Genomic DNA, 16145 nt, shown 5'->3' with positions numbered 1-16145 from the left:
GCCTCTTTCACAATGGCGACTACGAGTCGTCGGCGGGCGGCAATCGACCGAGCCGCTTGAAAAGATCATAGAGGGCGCGGTCGACGATGCGCAGCGGCTGCGTGCGTTGCTCGGCGGCAAGCTGGCGGAGCACCAGGTCGATTGGATCGGGAAGGCGAAGCGCGTAGGGCCGCGACGAGGCGCGTTCGCCATAAGCCTCGAACGGATTGCGCTCGCGATTTCGTGGTGGCCGCTCCCCTCGCTTGGATGAGATAGAATTGGCGGCTTGCGATGGCGATCTGCCTGGCGCCGGCGCCGGCGTAACGGGATCGTCGTAGGCAGGAGTGACGACCACGGGCTGAAGGACAGCTTTTTGAGAGGCCGGCGCGACTGCGCGCTGGGCGCGGAACGCATCGCGGGGAAGGGGAGGCCGGTCAGACTTCTCGCTGGGAGCTCCGTCGCTCATGCGACCGGCTCGCCGGTCGCCGCGCCCTGGCTCGCTGCGAGCAACTCGCGGACGACCTGATCGGCATTGTAGCGGGCCTTGCGCACCGACTCGTCCCTGTCGCTCATCTGGTAAAGCGTTCCGAAGCCGCTTGTCATCGTGCGGTAGGTCACACGCCGGTAGAGCGCCGTCGAGCAGACCGGCACGTGCTCGGAGTCGAGGTAGGCCACGACCTCGCGGAGGGGTCGCGTGTTGCGGTCGAGGCTGTCGTATTCATTGAACAGAACCCGATGCTGGCTCATCGGCAGCTGTGCCGCGGCGGCGTGCTGCTCGAGATTGCGAAGGGTCCGCACGACCTGCGACGCATCGAACGTATGTACCTTGCACGGCAACACGACGAGGTCGGCCCGGAGCGCCGACTGGATCAGTACCTCGCCGTAATAGCCGGGCGTGTCGATCACCACAACGTCGTAACCGGCCAGGCGTTCGACGGCTTGAACCAATGCGGATTCGTCGGGGGCGCGGACCAGATCGACGCCCTGCGGGCTCAACCCCCGCGCGACGGAGGAAGCATGCCACTGGTATGAAGAGCCCTGCGGATCGGCGTCGACGATCGCGGCGGAGTAGCCATGCTTCGCGAACTCACCAGCGAGAATGATCGCAACCGTGGTCTTGCCGCTCCCGCCTTTTGGGTTCGCCACTGCGAATATACTCGGCACCGTCAAGCCCTCCGTCGCTCGCTCTAACAGAAATCAACATACAGTATAATATACATGCGGCTATGCTGCAATTCGTCATTCCGGAAGTACCGGAAAGCCTTGATGCGGTGTTCAGGTGATGCGTTGATACGGCATTGTCGTTCTAGCGAGTTGCCGTAGTGCGTGATGTCGCCAATGCGGTGCTGGCGGAGCGCATTCGTGCGGTAGTGCATTGTTGTCGGAGCAATGCGTTGCAGTGTTGCGCTGTTACGGTAATTCTTCATTGCGGTCTTAACGTGGGCGCTGTGCGCCAAGCGGGCCTTCGGGTTCAAGGGACGGCTGTCCAGGCGCGAGCGCTCTTCATGCGCGAAGTCTTACATACGGTTTAATAGATATTGGTTGACAAGATACCGGTTTGTGGGCCAAACCGGGGGACGGCTGCTGAACGCAGCCGAAGGGCGCTGACGCGCCTTCGTGGTCATCGGGTCGATGCCCACGCCTTGGCTCCGGCCTAACGGCCGCCGAGCCTTGCAAACGGAAGGGAAGGGGAGAGCCGATGGCCCGCTCCGAGAAGGCACCGCGACGCAAGCCGAGGCTTCGGACCGAGCTGTCGGAGCTCGATGAGCAGCGGCTCCAGGAAGCCGTCGCGCTGTTCGGATTGCCCAAGGCCGAGGTCGTGCGCCGGTTGATCCGCGCATCGGTGCAGGCGGGTCCTGCCCTGTCGGCCGAGAATACCCGCGCCGTCGTCCAGCTTGCGAGCCAGGTCCGCATGGTCGGCCGAAACCTCTCGCAGGTCCTCAAGGCCATCCATCGCGGCCAGGCGGTCCGGATCGAAGACACCGAGCCGGTGTGGCGCGGCCTGCACGAGATCGTCTCGGCGATCAACGACGAGCTCACTGAAATCACGATCGCCTATGGGTCCAAGCTGCGACGCGAGGCCCGACTCTCGTTGCCGGCCGAGCTCTCTGGACGGGAGTAGCGATGAACCGGGACGCGCAGATCGCCTGGTGGGTTGAGCTGGTCGAGGCCGCGCGTCGCGCGGTCAGTGATGCCGGCGAGACGCGGCGCCGGCGATCGCTTGGTCTCGACGACGAGTTACGCGCCCGTCGCGGTCGCGTCGCGCCGCTCCCCAAGGCGCCGACCGCGCAGGAGATCATCCGCGGGACGACGATCACCGGCGGCCGGGATGAGGAGCGGACGCGGCTCCTGCCGACCTCGGCCGGCGGTGGCGGAGGCGGAGGAGGGACGTCGGCACCGTCGGGCTCGAAACCCGGTCAGGTCGCGGGAGGCGGCGGTCCTGGCGGGGGAGGCGCGCGCGCGGCGGGGCAGGGCGAGGCGGTCGGCCGGGCTCGTCAGCTGGCGGCCGGCTACCAGCCCGCCGTGATCAAGGTGGTGTCCTATGCCCGTGGAGTCGCCCGCGCGACGGCGACCGGCCAATATGTTCAGCGCGAGGATGTCGCGCTCGAAACGTATGACGGGCGGATCCTCGCCGATCGCCAAGCCGTCGCCGACGAGATCAAGGCCTGGTCGACCAACTTCGCCAAGCGGGCCGAGAGCCACGACGTCGGCGCCGTGCGCTTGTCCCTGCAGGGGGTGGCCGACACGACCGAGGGCAGGGAAACCTACGAGAAGGCGATCGCGGCGGGATTCGAAGGCCACCGGTATGCTTATCGCCTCGACGTCACGCAGAAGGGCGAGCTCGAAGCGCGCATCGTCACAGCAATGGCTGGAGCGGGCAAGGAGCGCTTCCGGGTTCGGGAAGAGCGCGTCGGAGAAGAGGGCAGGGGTTTCACCCGGAAGCGGCTCGATCTGGCGTCGGAAGCGCGCGCGAAGGAGCGGATAACGGTAGCCACCGGCTTGGCGCCGGACGCAATCGCCATCGCTCCGGGCGCCACGAGCCATGGCCGCGACGGCGTTACCTATCGGCTGAATAAGCTGATCGAGAAAGGGCCTGCGATCGACGATCGTGGCCGCGCGATCGCCAATGTCGCCGAGACCAAGACCGCGGCGCGAGAATGGGGAGCCACGCTCCGCTCGCAATCCTCGCGTGATACCATGCATCTGATCGTGTCGGCGAAGGCCGGGACGGACGTTGGCGCGCTGACGCGGGCTGCCCGCGCGTTCTTGCAAGATCGTTTTGCCGATCACAAGTTCATATTCGGCGTCCACACCGACAAGGAGGCCGACGGCCATGTCCACGTCCACGCCGTCGTCGCGGTCAAAAGCGAGTCCGGGCAGAAGCTGCATCCGAGCCGAGAGACCTTCAGCGAATGGCGCCAAGTCTATGCCCAGCATGCGCAGGCGGAAGGTCTCAAGATCGTCGCGACATCCGCACGCGAGCGCGCGTCGTCGCAAAGCTACGGCCCCAAGGACAAGGCGATCGTCGAAGCGGCGGATCGGCCGCGGCCGACACGAGAGGCAAGCGATCGCGCCTATGCCGCGGATCCAGCCAATCGGCGGCTCATCGACAATGCCCGGCAGCGGATCGCGGTCGCGCGGACAAATCCAATTCGCTTACCCCTGAGGGCGCAGGACCTGAAGTTCGTTAACGAGGGCGTTCAGGCCTGGCGGACGATTGTAACCGAGCAGCCGGCGAACGCGCAAGCAAAGGACATGCTCGAGCGCCTGCTCATGGCCCAGACTGTCGGGTCTATCGTGCAGACGATCGGGAAACGCGTGGAGCAGCTGACGAAGGAGAACCCGACCATGGCAGTGACATCGGAGCAGATGGCAAAGGATCTGCGCCTCATGAACGACGCGGTATCGCGAACGAGCGACCTGCTGCAGGGCGAGACGAAACAGCAATTTCGCGAGGCCTCATCGCGATATCTCGAGACGCTCGCAAACCGCGTCGACCTGCAACGAGCTTCAGAACACGGCATCCAGCAGATGACGCGCGCCGAAGTCGAGGCGATCGCCGGTGCCAATGCCGACAGGCTCATCGAGCGGGCGAGCGGAATTCAGCAGCGTGAAGAGCGTGAGGCCGCTGCGGCCGCGAGATTGGCAGATCGCGCGATTGCCGCTGAGCGTCGGGAGGAAGCCACGGCCGGCATCGACCCGACGTCCCAGCGCGAACTCCGCGCCGAGCGGGCGATCGTCGCCGGCGCGCAGAAGTCAGCAGCGCAGGAGACGCGGGAAGCGGCGGCGGCGCGCGAGGCAGCAGCATCGCTCGCGCAACATCCTGCCGACCGCCTGTCGCCGACGCTACTTCAGAGCGATGCGCTCGCGCAGCTGCGTGCCGAACAAGAGCAAATCATTCGTGAGATCGAAGCCAGCGAGGGGGCCCAGGCTCAGTCGACGAAACCACAGCGGATGACGTAGTTATCCAGAAACGTCGGACGGCACGAGACTACCATGTTCTCGCGCCTGGCGCCGCGGCAAGGTCTAAAATTGGCGACGAGATCTGCGAGACGTTCACCTCCGGCCAAAACACGCGATTGTTCCGACTGATCCCCGAGACGACCGCTAAGATGCGCCGGATCCTCGATCCCGGCTGGGTGCTCGAGCTCGAAGCCGGTCGAGAAGCCGGCTGGTGACGGTGCCGGACGAGAGGAGACGGGAGACTATGGAAGCTCCGCCCCGTAGAAAGCCTCCCCCTGGATCTGCTCGCCGTGCTCGTCGAAGATCATGAGTTCGCAGGCCCGGTGCCGCTGTCCGTTCAGATCGGCCTCGTAGATCACGTTGAGCTCTCGTCGGACGGGATCCCATGTCGCGCGGTCGAGTGTGAACGCAAGCGCGGTCAGCTTGTCGAGTGCCGAACGCCAATAGTCGGCGAGGGCGGTTTTCCCTTCAATGCGAGACGAGCCGACATATTTGGCTGCGACCGGACTGAGGAAGACGGCATCGTCGCGGAAATGACTCAGCACCACTTCGAGGTCGCGTCGGTTCCATGCTCTGATCCAGCCCTCGGCGAAAGCCATCATAGCGTCCCGCGTCATAACCACGTGTTGCTGTATAGGCGCCACAGCTTCTGGCTCGTCTCGTTCGCTCATGCGCTAAGCCTCGCGATCCATGCTCCCCAGAACAGGCTCGAGAAGAAAAGTCGCGGCGGCTCGAAGCCGGTCTCGCCGAGCAGGCTTTCGACCGCGGCGTCCGACTCGGGCGGATCGGCGCCCTGCAGGATCTTGCCGCGCTTCGCCTCGACCTCTTCCCGTGACGCGCCCGCCATCCGCCAGCGCTCGCCCCAGGCCTTCAGGAAGGGCGGGTTTTCGGCATAGGCGCCGCGATTGCAGGCGAGAATGAGCGTACCGCCGGGGTGAAGCCGCGCCGCGACCGCGCGCAGCATAGCAAGCTTCGCCTCGCGTCCGCGAAGATGATGGAGAACGCCCATAACGGTCACAGCATCGAAGCGGTTGGCTTCCGGCAGTTCGTCGACATAGCCGGAGTGCCAGGTCGTCAGATGGCTAAGACCGGCGGCCTCGACGGATGCAATGGCCCCGGCCAGCATCGGCGGGGAGGGATCGACCGCAAGGAAGCGCCAGCTCGGCCGAAGCTTGCCGGCGACGAGGATCTCCTGCGCCGTTCCGCCCGCGCCGACGACCAGGATCCGTCGGTCCAGGCTCTCGCCGAGATCCGCCGACAGGAGACAGGCGGCAAGCTCATGGCAGGCGTCGTAGCCGGCGAGCGCGATACGGCTTTGCTCGGCATATTCGCCGGCGCGCGTGCGGTCGAATTTGGCGGCGGATGTGGTCATGATCCTCAGGCTGCCGCAGCTTCGATCAGCGTGATGTCGAGCAGGAATGAGCCGTCCGGCTCGATTGCAAAATGCGCTCGCGTCTCGGTGGATGCCGCCGCTTGAAGCGCCCGGATTGCCTTGACGTTGTCGGCAGGTGTCCGCATCCGCGCCGTCCAGACCGGGAAGTCCATACGCAACTGCCAGCTTCGTGACGAAGTAACGGTGAAACCGACACGATGCAGCGCCGCCATCCATTCGCTCACGCTGTAGTCGCGCACATGCGAGGTGTCGCGCAGCAATTCGACGGCCTGCAGATGGGTATCGAAGAGCGCCGGCCCGGGCGAGCAGGCGTCGATGAAGATGGCCGGAGCGCCGGACTTCAGCACGCGGCGAGCCTGTCGCAGGCCGCCGTCGAAATCCTGCCAGTGATGTGCCGAGTAGCGGCAGGCCAGGAAGTCGAAGGCAGCATCGGGGAAGGGCAGGCGCTCGGCCGGCGCCTCGACGGTCTCGACGTTGGAAAGACCTTTTTCGCGTGCCGTGTCTGCCACCGCGGCCAGCATCTCGCGCGAGAGGTCAGCGGCGGTAACCCGCGCCGCGTGACGCGCCATCAGGTAGGAGACATGGCCGCCGCCCGTGCCGAGGTCGAGCGCATGCCGGGGCCCGTGCTGCGCAACGATGGCGTCGAGCGCCTGGAGATCGGCGCCCTGCGCGTGAACGACACTCTCGACATAAGCCTTGGCGCGTGGCCCGAACTGGGCCTCCACGACGCTATCGTGATATTTTGCCATGAGCGTATCCTGCGAAGTTCGGTCCCCAGCATGCGCACTATTGAAACTGTTACAATATAGAGTTTTATCCTATTATCATTTCCGCCATGCTCGGATCCGACCAACGCCGCCTTCTCGGCGATTTCGTGCGCGCCCATCGCGAGCGCGCCAGACCTGCCGTTGCGGCCGGCCGCCGCCGGACACCCGGCTTGCGGCGCGAGGAGCTCGCAGCGCTCGCAGGCATCAGCATCACCTGGTGCGCATGGATCGAACAAGGACGTCCGGTACAAGCCTCGCCCGAGACACTGGGGCGGCTGGCCGAGGCCTTGTCGCTGACACGGGCGGAGCGCGCCTATCTGTTCGAGCTCGCCGACCGGGTCGATCCCGACGATTCTGCCGGTCTCGCCGAGGCGGCACCGGCGTCGCTGGTCGCTGCGGTCAAGACCTTCGCGCATCCGGCCTATGGTCTCGATCGCCTGTGGAACGCCTGTTGCTGGAACGAGTCCGCCGCCAGTCTGTTCTGCGGCTGGCTCGATGGCGACCATCAGCGCAACCTGCTGCGGTTCGTCTTCATCGAGGACAAAGCCCGCTCGCTGATTCCGCAATGGCAGGATCGCGCGCGCCGGCTTCTGGCGGAATTCCGCGCCGATTTCGGCCACAATTTTCGCGATCCCCGCGTCAAGCAGTTCATCGAGGGGCTCAAGGCGGAGAGCCCGCTCTTTGCGCGGCTGTGGAACGATCAGGACGTTCAGCACCGGATCGGCGGAACGCGAACCTTCGATCATCCAAAGCTTGGGCGCCTCAGCTTCGATCAGCACAGCTTCAGCTCAACGGAACGTCACGACTTCAAGCTGGTGCTGCTGGTGCCGGACCCATCGGCAAGCGGGCGATCGCGATCGTTGGCGAGAAACCCTGGATGAGCGATCGCCCGGTTCATCAGTGGCGCCGATCCGCCGCCGCCTCGATCACGCGATCGCGGCGAGTTCGCTCGCGGGGTAGTCGATGTATCCCTTGATCACGCCCTGTTGGAGGCTGTCCGGATCAGGTGTCGCCAATTACAAACAAGAGGCACTTGAACGCTAGCCAGCGGAAACTACGTGTCTCTGGGCCCACAATTGGGACCAACATGGAGAAAACAGGACACCAGTGTAGGGTTAGATTGAGATGTCTTCCGCCAACGATATCACCCCTGCTTCAGGTTCAATTCGCGACACGTCGGAAGAATGTGCAGCGTCCGCTGTGTCCCTGTGGCAAGCAAGCCTGCACGGTGATCGGGACGCCTTTCAGCGACTACTTAATCCGCACCTTGAGGAACTGCTTGCTGCCGCGGGGCGCGATCTTCGGTATCATTGTGCAATCGGCGACATTAGGCAAGACGAGATCTCCGCCGAGGAGTTGGTGGGCGAAACCCTTCTTCGCGCGTGGCGCGATCGCCATCGTCGGCCCCATTCGCTGGATATTCGGCCCTGGCTGCTCGGTCTCCAATTCCGCGTTCTGACGCGCATCGTTCGGCAGGAGCTCCTACGGCGCGACTTGGCCTCCGTCTCGCTCGAAGCGCCGGCTCCCGCAGAGCCGATCTACGACGATGACGAGTCATTCTGGGAGTGGTATCAGCCGGACGAGACGCTACGATGGGAGGATATCGTAGCCGTCGACGCCACCGCCGGAGTGGAAGAACCAGAACTCTTCGATCGCGGCGTGCCAGGGCTTTCGCCGCTTGCGAGGCAAGTGCTGATCTTCCGCCATGTTCATCGCTTCACAGTCGGGGAGGTCGCATCCAGCCTCGGGTTACCCTCCCGCCGGGTTTCCGAGCTTTGGCTTGAGGGGCACGCTGTCCTGGTAGGCATAAAAAGGGACGACCGCGGCGCGAACTCGGATTGACTGGACTCTGCGCGCGTCAACCCCGAAATTGCGAGATCGTGTCACCGGTGCGGCGCGCGTGAAGGCCGAGGACCGGAGCATCTCCCGGCCTGACTGATACATGGTGGTGCTCGAGCCTTTCGCGTCAGGTGCTGGAAATGTCCGAGAGCGCGGAAGCGGCGGTTTCGACGAGCGGTCCCCGGGCGCCGATCACTCGGATGAAGCTGCGCAGTCCACGCGGTCTTCGATCTCGAAGGCATGCGTCTCGACCCACCGATCGAGTTCACGGATGACGCTGCTCAGCGAGAAACCTAAAGGCGTGAGCGAATATTCAACCCGAGGCGGCACCTCCGAGTAGCTGGTGCGCTCTACCAAGCCGTACTGCTGGAGACGGCGTAGCGCCTGAACGAGCATCTTTTCTGAAATACCGCCGATGCGCCGGCGCAGTTCTGCGGTGCGGTAGGTGCGTTCACTGAGCGCGTGCACGACGAGCAGCGTCCATTTTTCCGCTAGCAGAGCAAGCACCTTCCTTGCCGGACAATCGGCAAGAAACACATCGCAGCGGAGTTCACGGAAAGCAGAGATTTTTTCCATACTTACCTCCGGGTACGTACTTCTTCGGAAGGAGGTATGGGCACATCTCTTCGCGCGCAAGATGCCGCGCCACTTGGGTGCGGCGTCTGACGATAAAGGAGATGCGAGATGAAGTTACTTTCGATCTTGATGGCAGCTGTCTCGGCTTCCATGCTGCCCCTGCCCGCTGCTGCTCAGGAACGGCCTATCGCCATAACGGAGCAGTCCGTCCAGGCACCCGGGTTCTACCGAGTGATGCTCGGCGATTTCAAAGTTACGGTTCTCAGCGACGGAACGACCGCGGTGCCGTTCGGCGACCTACTGCATGGCGCAGATCGCGCCAAGCTGTCAGAGATGTTCCGGCGAGCCGGCGAGCCGATCGATCGCGAGACCTCGATCAACAGCTATCTGATCGATACCGGCGACCATCGCATCTTGATCGAAGCAGGCGCGGGGCGTCTCTTCGGCGACTGCTGCGGCCGCCTTCCCGCGACGCTGAGGGCGGCCGGCTACGGGCCGGAGATGATCGACGCCGTTCTGCTCACGCATGTCCATGGAGATCATTCAGGGGGCCTCACGCTGGATGGTCGCCGGGTCTTCCCAAATGCCGACATCTATCTGGCGAAGGGCGAACTCGACTACTGGCTGAGCGATGCTGCAAAGGCCCGCGCAAAGGCAAGCCAACAGAAAATGTTTGAGGAGGGCCGTGCCGCGCTGACCCCATATCAGGCAGCTGGCCGGCTCCGGACGTTCACCGCGCCGACCACTTTGTTTCCGGGCATCCGCGCCATTGCCGCGCCCGGTCATACGCCGGGCCATAGCTTCTATGAGGTCGAGAGCCGCGGCCACCGTATGCGGGTGATTGGCGACATCATCCACGCGGCCGAGATCCAACTGAGCCGACCCGATATCACTATCGACTTCGACGCGGACGAGAAATTGGCGGCGAAGACCAGAGTGGCCACCCTGGCTGAGCTCGCCAGCAAGCACGAACTAGTTGCAGGCCCGCACATCTCCTTCCCCGGACTAGGGCATATGGTCCAATCCGGGGCTGCCTATGCGTGGATGCCGATTCCCTATTCCACTGCCATTCGCCAAGTCGGGCAATGACATTCGACGCTTCTCCGCGTCGTCGCCACGCGGCCAGCGGCGGCGCGGCATTCTCATCGGACGGTGCCGTCGAGCACGGCGCGGTCTGTGACCGGAGGAGACCGGGGGCGCCGGAGTTCAAATGTCGGCCTCCCACTTCCACCTTAAATCACCGCGCCGGTGCCCGCGCCGGTGGCGGGAGCATAAGCGGTTCCGTGAGTTTGACGATTTGCTTTTGCCCCTCGTCGTCAACGACCTCCATGCTTGTAAGGCCGGTCGGCCCCTCGTCAACGGTCACACTGCGCGGCTTACGGATGAGGTGATCGAGGCCCTCGACGGCGACTTCGAGAATGTCGTCTTTGGGGTCGTAGGTAATACCAACGATTGGCACCCATTTTGTCGCGATCTGGTCACCGAGCGTCAATGCGGCAACCTCGATCTGCGCACGCTTTCCCTCCAATCCCTTTGACACGCGATCGCAGTACGATTGCCATTCGCTTTTCGAAAGTTGATGCACGGCCATTCAAGATCTCCTGTTTTCAGCGGCAACTCGTGCCAAGAACTCTAAAGTCACGACGCGAGCGCCGGTGTGCAACGAGCACGGCTCGATCCCCCGAATCCCAAAGCATGACCTGGAATTCTTCGGCGCAATGCAGGGGCTGCGATCCATAGCGACGATGATGTCGCTGGGACACGCAAGTCCGAGTGGAGCTCTCCCTCTGAATTCCCGGGCATTCTCCGAAAGCGGGGTGGGCTTTCAATATTGTGCCGCGTTTAATTCCGCGATGAACTGACGACCGTCATTGCCTCGGCCGTGTGAATCGGCGAGGCGGGATATTCGGGAGCAGCCATCGCCACATCACCTGGTCGGGGACCGGTCTCGCGTTAACCGCTAAGCCACTTATATCGTGAGGCGACATTCAGACCCGATTGACTCGTCATGGAGTGTTGGATTGAACGAAGATCCGTACAGAGTGCTGGGTGTCGGGAAGAACGCCAGCCAGGACGAGATCCAAAAGGCTTATCGCAAGCTCGCGAAGAAGCTTCATCCGGACCTCAATCCTGGCAACAAGCAGGCCGAGGAGCAGTTCAAGGCAGCATCTGCCGCCTACGACCTGCTGAGTGATTCCGAGAAGCGTGCGCGTTTCGATCGCGGCGAGATCGATGCCTCCGGCCAGGAACGTCCGCGGCAGCGCTACTATCGCGACTATGCGGGCGCGGCCGCCGGGGACCATCCTTATGCGACGGCGGAAGGTTTCTCCGATTTCAGCGATGATAGCGACCTTTTCTCCAGCATTTTCGGTCGGGGTGGACGCTTTAATTTGAAAATGCGTGGCGAGGATGCGCGCTATCGCCTTCCAGTAGAGTTCCTTGAAGCGGTCAACGGAACGGTTCGCCGTGTCACCCTAGCTGATGGCTCAACTGTCGATGTGAGCGTTCCGCCAGGCGCGCGGGAAGGTCAAATGCTAAGGCTCGCGGGCAAAGGGAACCCTGGCGTCGGCGGGGGGCCGCCCGGCGACGCCTTCATCGAGATCATCGTCAATCCCCATCCCTTCTTCACGCGACACGGAGACGACATCCATCTGGAGCTCCCGATTTCGCTAACCGAGGCCGTCCTAGGCGGAAAAATCTCGGTCCCGACCGCTACTGGAGCCGTGACAATGAGCATCCCGAAGGGCTCCAATACGGGCACCATCTTGCGCTTACGCGGGAAGGGCGTTTCGCGCCACGACGGCTCGCGCGGTGACGAATATGTCAAACTCAAAGTCGTACTGCCCGACAAGCCGGACGCAGAGCTCGAACAGTTCGTGCGGGGATGGGCCGTCGGCAAGGCCCAGGACCCGCGAAGCGGGATGGGAGGATGAATGCTGGATTTCAATGAGTTTCTAGTGCGGGTGCAACTTAGTGAGGACGTAATCGAGGCGTGGGTCGCAGAAGGATGGTTGCGCCCCCGACGGACGGGGACAGGACCGGCTTTCTCTGAGATCGATGTTTCGCGTGCTCAGCTGATACAGGACCTTCGGGACGATCTTGGTGTGAACGAAGAAGGCGTCGCGATCATACTTGACCTAATCGACCAGATGCATGGGTTGCGAAAGACGTTGCGCGAATTATGCGGAGCAATTGGGATACAGCAGGCTGATCTGCAGCACCGCATCCTTTCAGAGATGCGCAGCCAGCGGCCGATTCAGCTTAAGGGGCCAGAGCGGTAATGACGGAACGAGCCGCATCGCGAGGCTTCCGGTTGAACGCTTAATCTACATCAGACCTATGTCGCGGGGGTAAGCAATGAAACTGCTTGAAAGGTTTGATATAAATACCGCTGGATGGCGCTTAGCGAGCACCTACGAGAGATTCGAGCAAGTCGTCGTCTTGATCCTGACCGGGTTGATCATTGTCGTGATCGCTTCGGCAGTTTGGCATCTCGCGGCGAAAGTGCTGTTCACCCTCATATTATCGAGTTTTGATCCAACCGATCCCACCGTTTTCCAAACCGTCTTCGGAATGATTCTGACGGTTATCATTGCGCTAGAATTTAAACACTCGATCTTAATAATGGTCCGACGTCAGCAGAGCGTGGTGCAGGTCCGTACCGTAGTCCTGATCGCGATGCTGGCCGTCATTCGGAAGTTTATAATACTCGATATTTCCGCAACCACGGCGGCCCACGTGTTTTCTCTAGCTGCAGCGATCGTCGCGCTTGGTTCCGTGTATTGGCTTGTTCGCGATCAGGATCGGAAAGATGAAGTCGACAAGCAGGAAGCCAGTCCAACCTGATCGGGTCTCCGGTCCCCCGGTGCGGAAGGACATTGCTCCTTCTAAAGGGGCATCCCCCAGAAGCACGCAGGCGTGTGAGAATTGACGGTCGTCAGGGCGGCCCCCTTTCGTCACGGGCAAACTACCGGATGGGCGGCCGGCAGAGGAGGCGACCGCCGCGCAGGTCCAAGACGGGTGCATCGGGAGCTAGCATGTCATCGCCACACAGCAAGGAAGATGAGCTTGTCGCCACTGACGCTATAGACGCTGCAACGTTGCTAGCTGAGAACGCCGCACTTCGAGATCGATTGCTGCGAGCACTAGCAGAAGCTGAAAACGTTCGGCGACGGGCTGAGCGAGAGGCTGAGGAGACGCGCAAGTTTGCGGTTGCGGAGTTCGCGCGAGAGCTGCTGCCTGTCGTAGACAATCTCCAACGCGTAATCGATGCCAAGACGGCCGCACCAAGCGAGCCCGGCGATGCGTTGACGGAGGGCGTGGCCACCACCTTACGGCTCTTTCTCCAAACGCTTGAGCGCTTTGGAATTAAAAAGATTTCGGCTCTCGGGACGCGTTTCGATCCAACCATTCATGAAGCCCTTATGGAAACGGCCGATCGGTCGCATCCGCCAGGAACGGTAACGAACGTCCTGGAGGACGGTTTTACTATTGGCGGACGTCTTCTCCGACCGGCGCGGGTGTCGGTGGCCAAGGAGCAGGCCGATGGCTGACGTCGTGAGCGAAGAGAATTCTGCTGGACCACCGCGCGATCTGGCACCGCCGGAGTCGCTCATCCCAAGTCCGAAAAGACATTGCTTTGTGCCCCAAGGTTGGCCGAACCCCAGAGCGCCTCTGGGCTCAAGAGAGTCCTCCGAAGCAAAGCGCTCTGCAGAGCAAACCACGGAAATGCTGTGGTAACGCTCATATGCGAGATGAAAACGATGTCGAGAACTGTCAGTGTCAACTTGAAGCGTCCGTACCGTATCCTGTGCAACGAGAATAATTACCTGCGTGTTGGGTACAAGATCTTACACGAAGTCACGTCGGGGCGTTTCGACAGACGTCACGCCACCTGCTGGTGAAGTATCATGCTGTCTGTGCTCCAAGGAGCTGCCGTGTCGCTTGTCGTCCTGACGGGAGGATCAGTACCGAATTATAGCGCTGAGCGCTTCTGTCGTGGGATCGCGGAGCTTCTTCACGACCCTGACTACCGGCAGCCATGCATTGCACGCGAGCGTGAGGCATTCGATAGCCTGAAGGGATCATGGTCAAAGTTCGACGCGCGGGATCGCTCCCGTTGCGTCAGCCTTAGCTCGCTGGGTGCCACGCCCAGCTATCTGGAACTGCTCGCCTGTCTCGAGACCGCACAGGAGATCCGGGAACGGGAGGCGCGGGAGCACCTGTTGCAACGCGGTCGTCGTCCTTGACGCGCCGTGGCGCCCGCAACGTCTGCTTCGAGCCGATGGCGACGAATCGCTGGCTCCGCCTTAAGTTTCGATTCACGCGGCCTCTGCGATGCGCGAAACGCCCGGCCCGAGCAGCCGAGACTTTAATCTCGGCTGCCGGTCTCCTTCATGGAACGCCGTTCAACGGTAGCCGGCACGGCTCAAGGCCCAATCGAGTTCACGCAACGATGGTTGGACGAGGACCTGGCCCCCGATCGTGACCGTCGGGCTTCCGATCCGGCCACCCGCGATCCATTCGAGCTGGGTTCTTGCTTCTGGATGGGCCTCCCAGTCGATGAATCGATAGGGTACCCCGGCGCGATCGAGATGCCGGCGCACCATCATTGTAATGCCGCACCATCTGCTGCCGTAAACCGCTACATCTGCGGTCTGTGGCCGCCTAACAACGGGAGAGTACGTCGACGCATACATGGTGAATCCTCCTCAAGCTGCCTTGGGAGTTGCCAGCCGATCCAGCGCGTCGAACAGCTCGTAGATGTCCGGCACGTGCTGGAGTTTGGGTGACACTTGGGAGTGGCGAATGACCCCATTCTCATCGATGACGTATAGGGCTCGTTCAGAGAATCCGTCAGCCTCGCGCCAGACCTTATAACGCCGGGCAACATCCCCTTTCGGATTGAAGTCGGCCAGCAGCGGGAAGGTCAAGCCGCGCACAGCTGACCAGGCCCCGTGGCTGTACAGGCTGTCGACGGAAATCCCGACCACATCGGCGCCACGTTTGCCGAACTCATCGAGCTCGTGCTGATAGAGATCAAGCTGGCGACTGCAGCCTGGGCTCCAGTCGAGCGGATAGAAGGCGAGAACGACACGACGCCCTCTATAATCAGACAAGCGCACGGTCCGACCATTTGCATCAGGGAGCGCGAAGTCGGGCGCTTGTTCTCCCACGGCAAGCGGCGTGCTGAGCGCGTCACCTTCCATCGCGGGTGCGTGCTCATGGAGGTCGACAATGTCCTCGATGGTGGGTCCCGACCGGGATTGGTTCCCGCTGCCTAACGTCTGGACTCGCCAGAGCTCCTGAACCATCCCGTGGAGCAGCGAAAGCGCCTTCCTTTCGGCGCCGTCCGGTAACTTCGGTGCGAGTGCGGCGAAATCGGCTTCGAGCTGCTCAATACGGCTCGGCCGGACATTCAACTGACCAGTGTGGCTGTCCATAGCTAAACCTCTTCAATTAGATCCTTTCCGTTGGTTGACGAAGTGCCGTGGTTGTCCGCCGGCACCACGACATCGATATAAGTGCGGTCCACGGCACATGCCAATGAAGCAGCCCGAGGAAACAACGCAATTTCTGACCAGATGTGACGGCAAGACGTCTTGTACAAGGAGACCGAAGATGACGGAGAAACGCCGGGTCGTATGCCCGAACTGCGACAGTATCAACGCCGTACCGACCGATCGGCCGGCCGAGGCCGCAAAGTGCGGGCGTTGCCACGCCAAGTTATTCCAGGGCCTTCCAATCGATCTAAGTTCCGAGCGATTGGAGAGGCACGTCGCGAATTCAGACATTCCGATTGTGGTAGATTTTTGGGCTCCCTGGTGCGGCCCATGCCGTGCGATGGGGCCAATCTATGCACAGACTACGAAATCGATAGAGCCCAGGGTTCGGTTCGCCAAGGTGAATGTTGACGAAAACCCCCAGGCTGCGGCGCGATATAGCATCCAGGGGATTCCGGCTTTGGTGGCCTTTCGGGAAGGCAAAGTCGTGGCGCGTCAGGCGGGCCTGACAGATGCCCAGGCGCTCCGCGGATGGGTGGAGCGGCTGGCGGCCTGATCGGGTAATAATAGGTGTCAGAAAAGTGACCGTGCCTCTTGAACCGGTAACGGGTTGAACTAAATCAC

At 62.2% G+C, this 16145-nt stretch carries 19 protein-coding genes; 10 read left to right on the top strand and 9 right to left on the bottom strand.

What is annotated here, in order from left to right; all coding sequences use genetic code 11:
* Window positions 1-19: 19 nt before the first annotated feature.
* Complete coding sequence (locus AC1Q67_RS23955) at window positions 20-445, bottom strand: hypothetical protein (protein WP_006023641.1); 426 nt, start codon at window positions 443-445, stop codon at window positions 20-22.
* Entirely contained in the window at window positions 442-1143 is a 702-nt protein-coding gene (locus AC1Q67_RS23950) for an AAA family ATPase (RefSeq protein WP_006023640.1), read from the bottom strand. Before AC1Q67_RS23950 ends, AC1Q67_RS23955 begins: the two co-directional genes overlap by 4 nt.
* 535 nt (window positions 1144-1678) lie before the next feature.
* On the opposite strand from AC1Q67_RS23950, the gene AC1Q67_RS23945 reads away from it, so the two are divergent.
* On the top strand, window positions 1679-2101 hold the full coding sequence (locus AC1Q67_RS23945) for a hypothetical protein (protein WP_006023639.1): 423 nt from the start codon (window positions 1679-1681) through the stop codon (window positions 2099-2101).
* A gap of 2 nt (window positions 2102-2103) precedes the next feature.
* Window positions 2104-4443 (top strand): relaxase/mobilization nuclease domain-containing protein, encoded by a 2340-nt coding sequence (locus AC1Q67_RS23940; protein ID WP_006023638.1) that lies wholly within the window; start codon window positions 2104-2106, stop codon window positions 4441-4443.
* 242 nt (window positions 4444-4685) lie between these two features.
* Here AC1Q67_RS23940 and AC1Q67_RS23935 read toward each other — a convergent pair whose 3' ends face one another.
* From AC1Q67_RS23935 to AC1Q67_RS23925, 3 genes are all read right to left on the bottom strand, one after another.
* Window positions 4686-5042: a nuclear transport factor 2 family protein gene (locus AC1Q67_RS23935; RefSeq protein WP_024927759.1), complete on the bottom strand. Its 357-nt coding sequence runs from the start codon at window positions 5040-5042 to the stop codon at window positions 4686-4688.
* Window positions 5043-5110: 68 nt separating this feature from the next.
* Entirely contained in the window at window positions 5111-5815 is a 705-nt protein-coding gene (locus tag AC1Q67_RS23930; protein ID WP_006023636.1) for a class I SAM-dependent methyltransferase, read from the bottom strand.
* 5 nt (window positions 5816-5820) lie between these two features.
* The gene (locus tag AC1Q67_RS23925; protein WP_006023635.1) at window positions 5821-6585 is read right to left on the bottom strand and encodes a class I SAM-dependent methyltransferase; all 765 of its coding nucleotides are present in this window, start codon (window positions 6583-6585) and stop codon (window positions 5821-5823) included.
* 86 nt (window positions 6586-6671) lie between these two features.
* On the opposite strand from AC1Q67_RS23925, the gene AC1Q67_RS23920 reads away from it, so the two are divergent.
* Together AC1Q67_RS23920 and AC1Q67_RS23915 are read left to right on the top strand one after the other, a co-directional pair.
* The gene (locus AC1Q67_RS23920) at window positions 6672-7484 is read left to right on the top strand and encodes a helix-turn-helix transcriptional regulator (RefSeq protein ID WP_006023634.1); all 813 of its coding nucleotides are present in this window, start codon (window positions 6672-6674) and stop codon (window positions 7482-7484) included.
* A gap of 244 nt (window positions 7485-7728) precedes the next feature.
* Entirely contained in the window at window positions 7729-8445 is a 717-nt protein-coding gene (locus AC1Q67_RS23915) for an RNA polymerase sigma factor (protein ID WP_152544231.1), read from the top strand.
* Window positions 8446-8634: 189 nt separating this feature from the next.
* Here the strand turns inward: AC1Q67_RS23915 and AC1Q67_RS23910 are convergent, their stop codons facing one another.
* The gene (locus AC1Q67_RS23910) at window positions 8635-9018 is read right to left on the bottom strand and encodes a winged helix-turn-helix transcriptional regulator (RefSeq protein ID WP_006023631.1); all 384 of its coding nucleotides are present in this window, start codon (window positions 9016-9018) and stop codon (window positions 8635-8637) included.
* 108 nt (window positions 9019-9126) lie between these two features.
* On the opposite strand from AC1Q67_RS23910, the gene AC1Q67_RS23905 reads away from it, so the two are divergent.
* Window positions 9127-10107, top strand: a complete 981-nt coding sequence (locus AC1Q67_RS23905) for an MBL fold metallo-hydrolase (RefSeq protein ID WP_006023630.1) — start codon at window positions 9127-9129, stop codon at window positions 10105-10107.
* 148 nt (window positions 10108-10255) lie between these two features.
* Here the strand turns inward: AC1Q67_RS23905 and AC1Q67_RS23900 are convergent, their stop codons facing one another.
* On the bottom strand, window positions 10256-10609 hold the full coding sequence (locus AC1Q67_RS23900; RefSeq protein WP_006023629.1) for a DUF5335 domain-containing protein: 354 nt from the start codon (window positions 10607-10609) through the stop codon (window positions 10256-10258).
* Between the two features lie 430 nt (window positions 10610-11039).
* Between AC1Q67_RS23900 and AC1Q67_RS23895 the strand changes: the two genes are divergently transcribed.
* The 4 genes from AC1Q67_RS23895 (at window position 11040) to AC1Q67_RS23880 (ending at window position 13571) form a co-directional block, all read left to right on the top strand.
* Entirely contained in the window at window positions 11040-11951 is a 912-nt protein-coding gene (locus tag AC1Q67_RS23895) for a DnaJ C-terminal domain-containing protein (protein WP_006023628.1), read from the top strand.
* Window positions 11952-12299 (top strand): chaperone modulator CbpM, encoded by a 348-nt coding sequence (locus AC1Q67_RS23890; protein WP_006023627.1) that lies wholly within the window; start codon window positions 11952-11954, stop codon window positions 12297-12299.
* A 76-nt stretch (window positions 12300-12375) separates the two neighbouring features.
* Complete coding sequence (locus AC1Q67_RS23885; protein WP_006023626.1) at window positions 12376-12864, top strand: phosphate-starvation-inducible PsiE family protein; 489 nt, start codon at window positions 12376-12378, stop codon at window positions 12862-12864.
* Between the two features lie 191 nt (window positions 12865-13055).
* Window positions 13056-13571 carry a nucleotide exchange factor GrpE gene (locus tag AC1Q67_RS23880; RefSeq protein WP_006023625.1) on the top strand — a complete coding sequence of 172 codons (516 nt, stop codon included), beginning with the start codon at window positions 13056-13058 and terminating at the stop codon, window positions 13569-13571.
* An 855-nt stretch (window positions 13572-14426) separates the two neighbouring features.
* Here AC1Q67_RS23880 and AC1Q67_RS23875 read toward each other — a convergent pair.
* A complete protein-coding gene (locus tag AC1Q67_RS23875) occupies window positions 14427-14717 on the bottom strand; it encodes a glutaredoxin family protein (protein WP_006023622.1) in 291 nt (96 codons plus the stop codon).
* 12 nt (window positions 14718-14729) lie between these two features.
* Complete coding sequence (locus AC1Q67_RS23870) at window positions 14730-15461, bottom strand: peroxiredoxin (protein WP_006023621.1); 732 nt, start codon at window positions 15459-15461, stop codon at window positions 14730-14732.
* 97 nt (window positions 15462-15558) lie between these two features.
* Between AC1Q67_RS23870 and trxC the strand changes: the two genes are divergently transcribed.
* On the top strand, window positions 15559-16077 hold the full coding sequence (gene trxC / locus AC1Q67_RS23865; protein WP_343299494.1) for a thioredoxin TrxC: 519 nt from the start codon (window positions 15559-15561) through the stop codon (window positions 16075-16077).
* Window positions 16078-16145: the final 68 nt, after the last annotated feature.

It is taken from the genome of Afipia sp. GW823-FHT06G09 (assembly GCF_058794875.1).
Note: the sequence above shows the minus strand (reverse complement) of the source record. Positions and strands in the feature narration are given on the sequence as shown.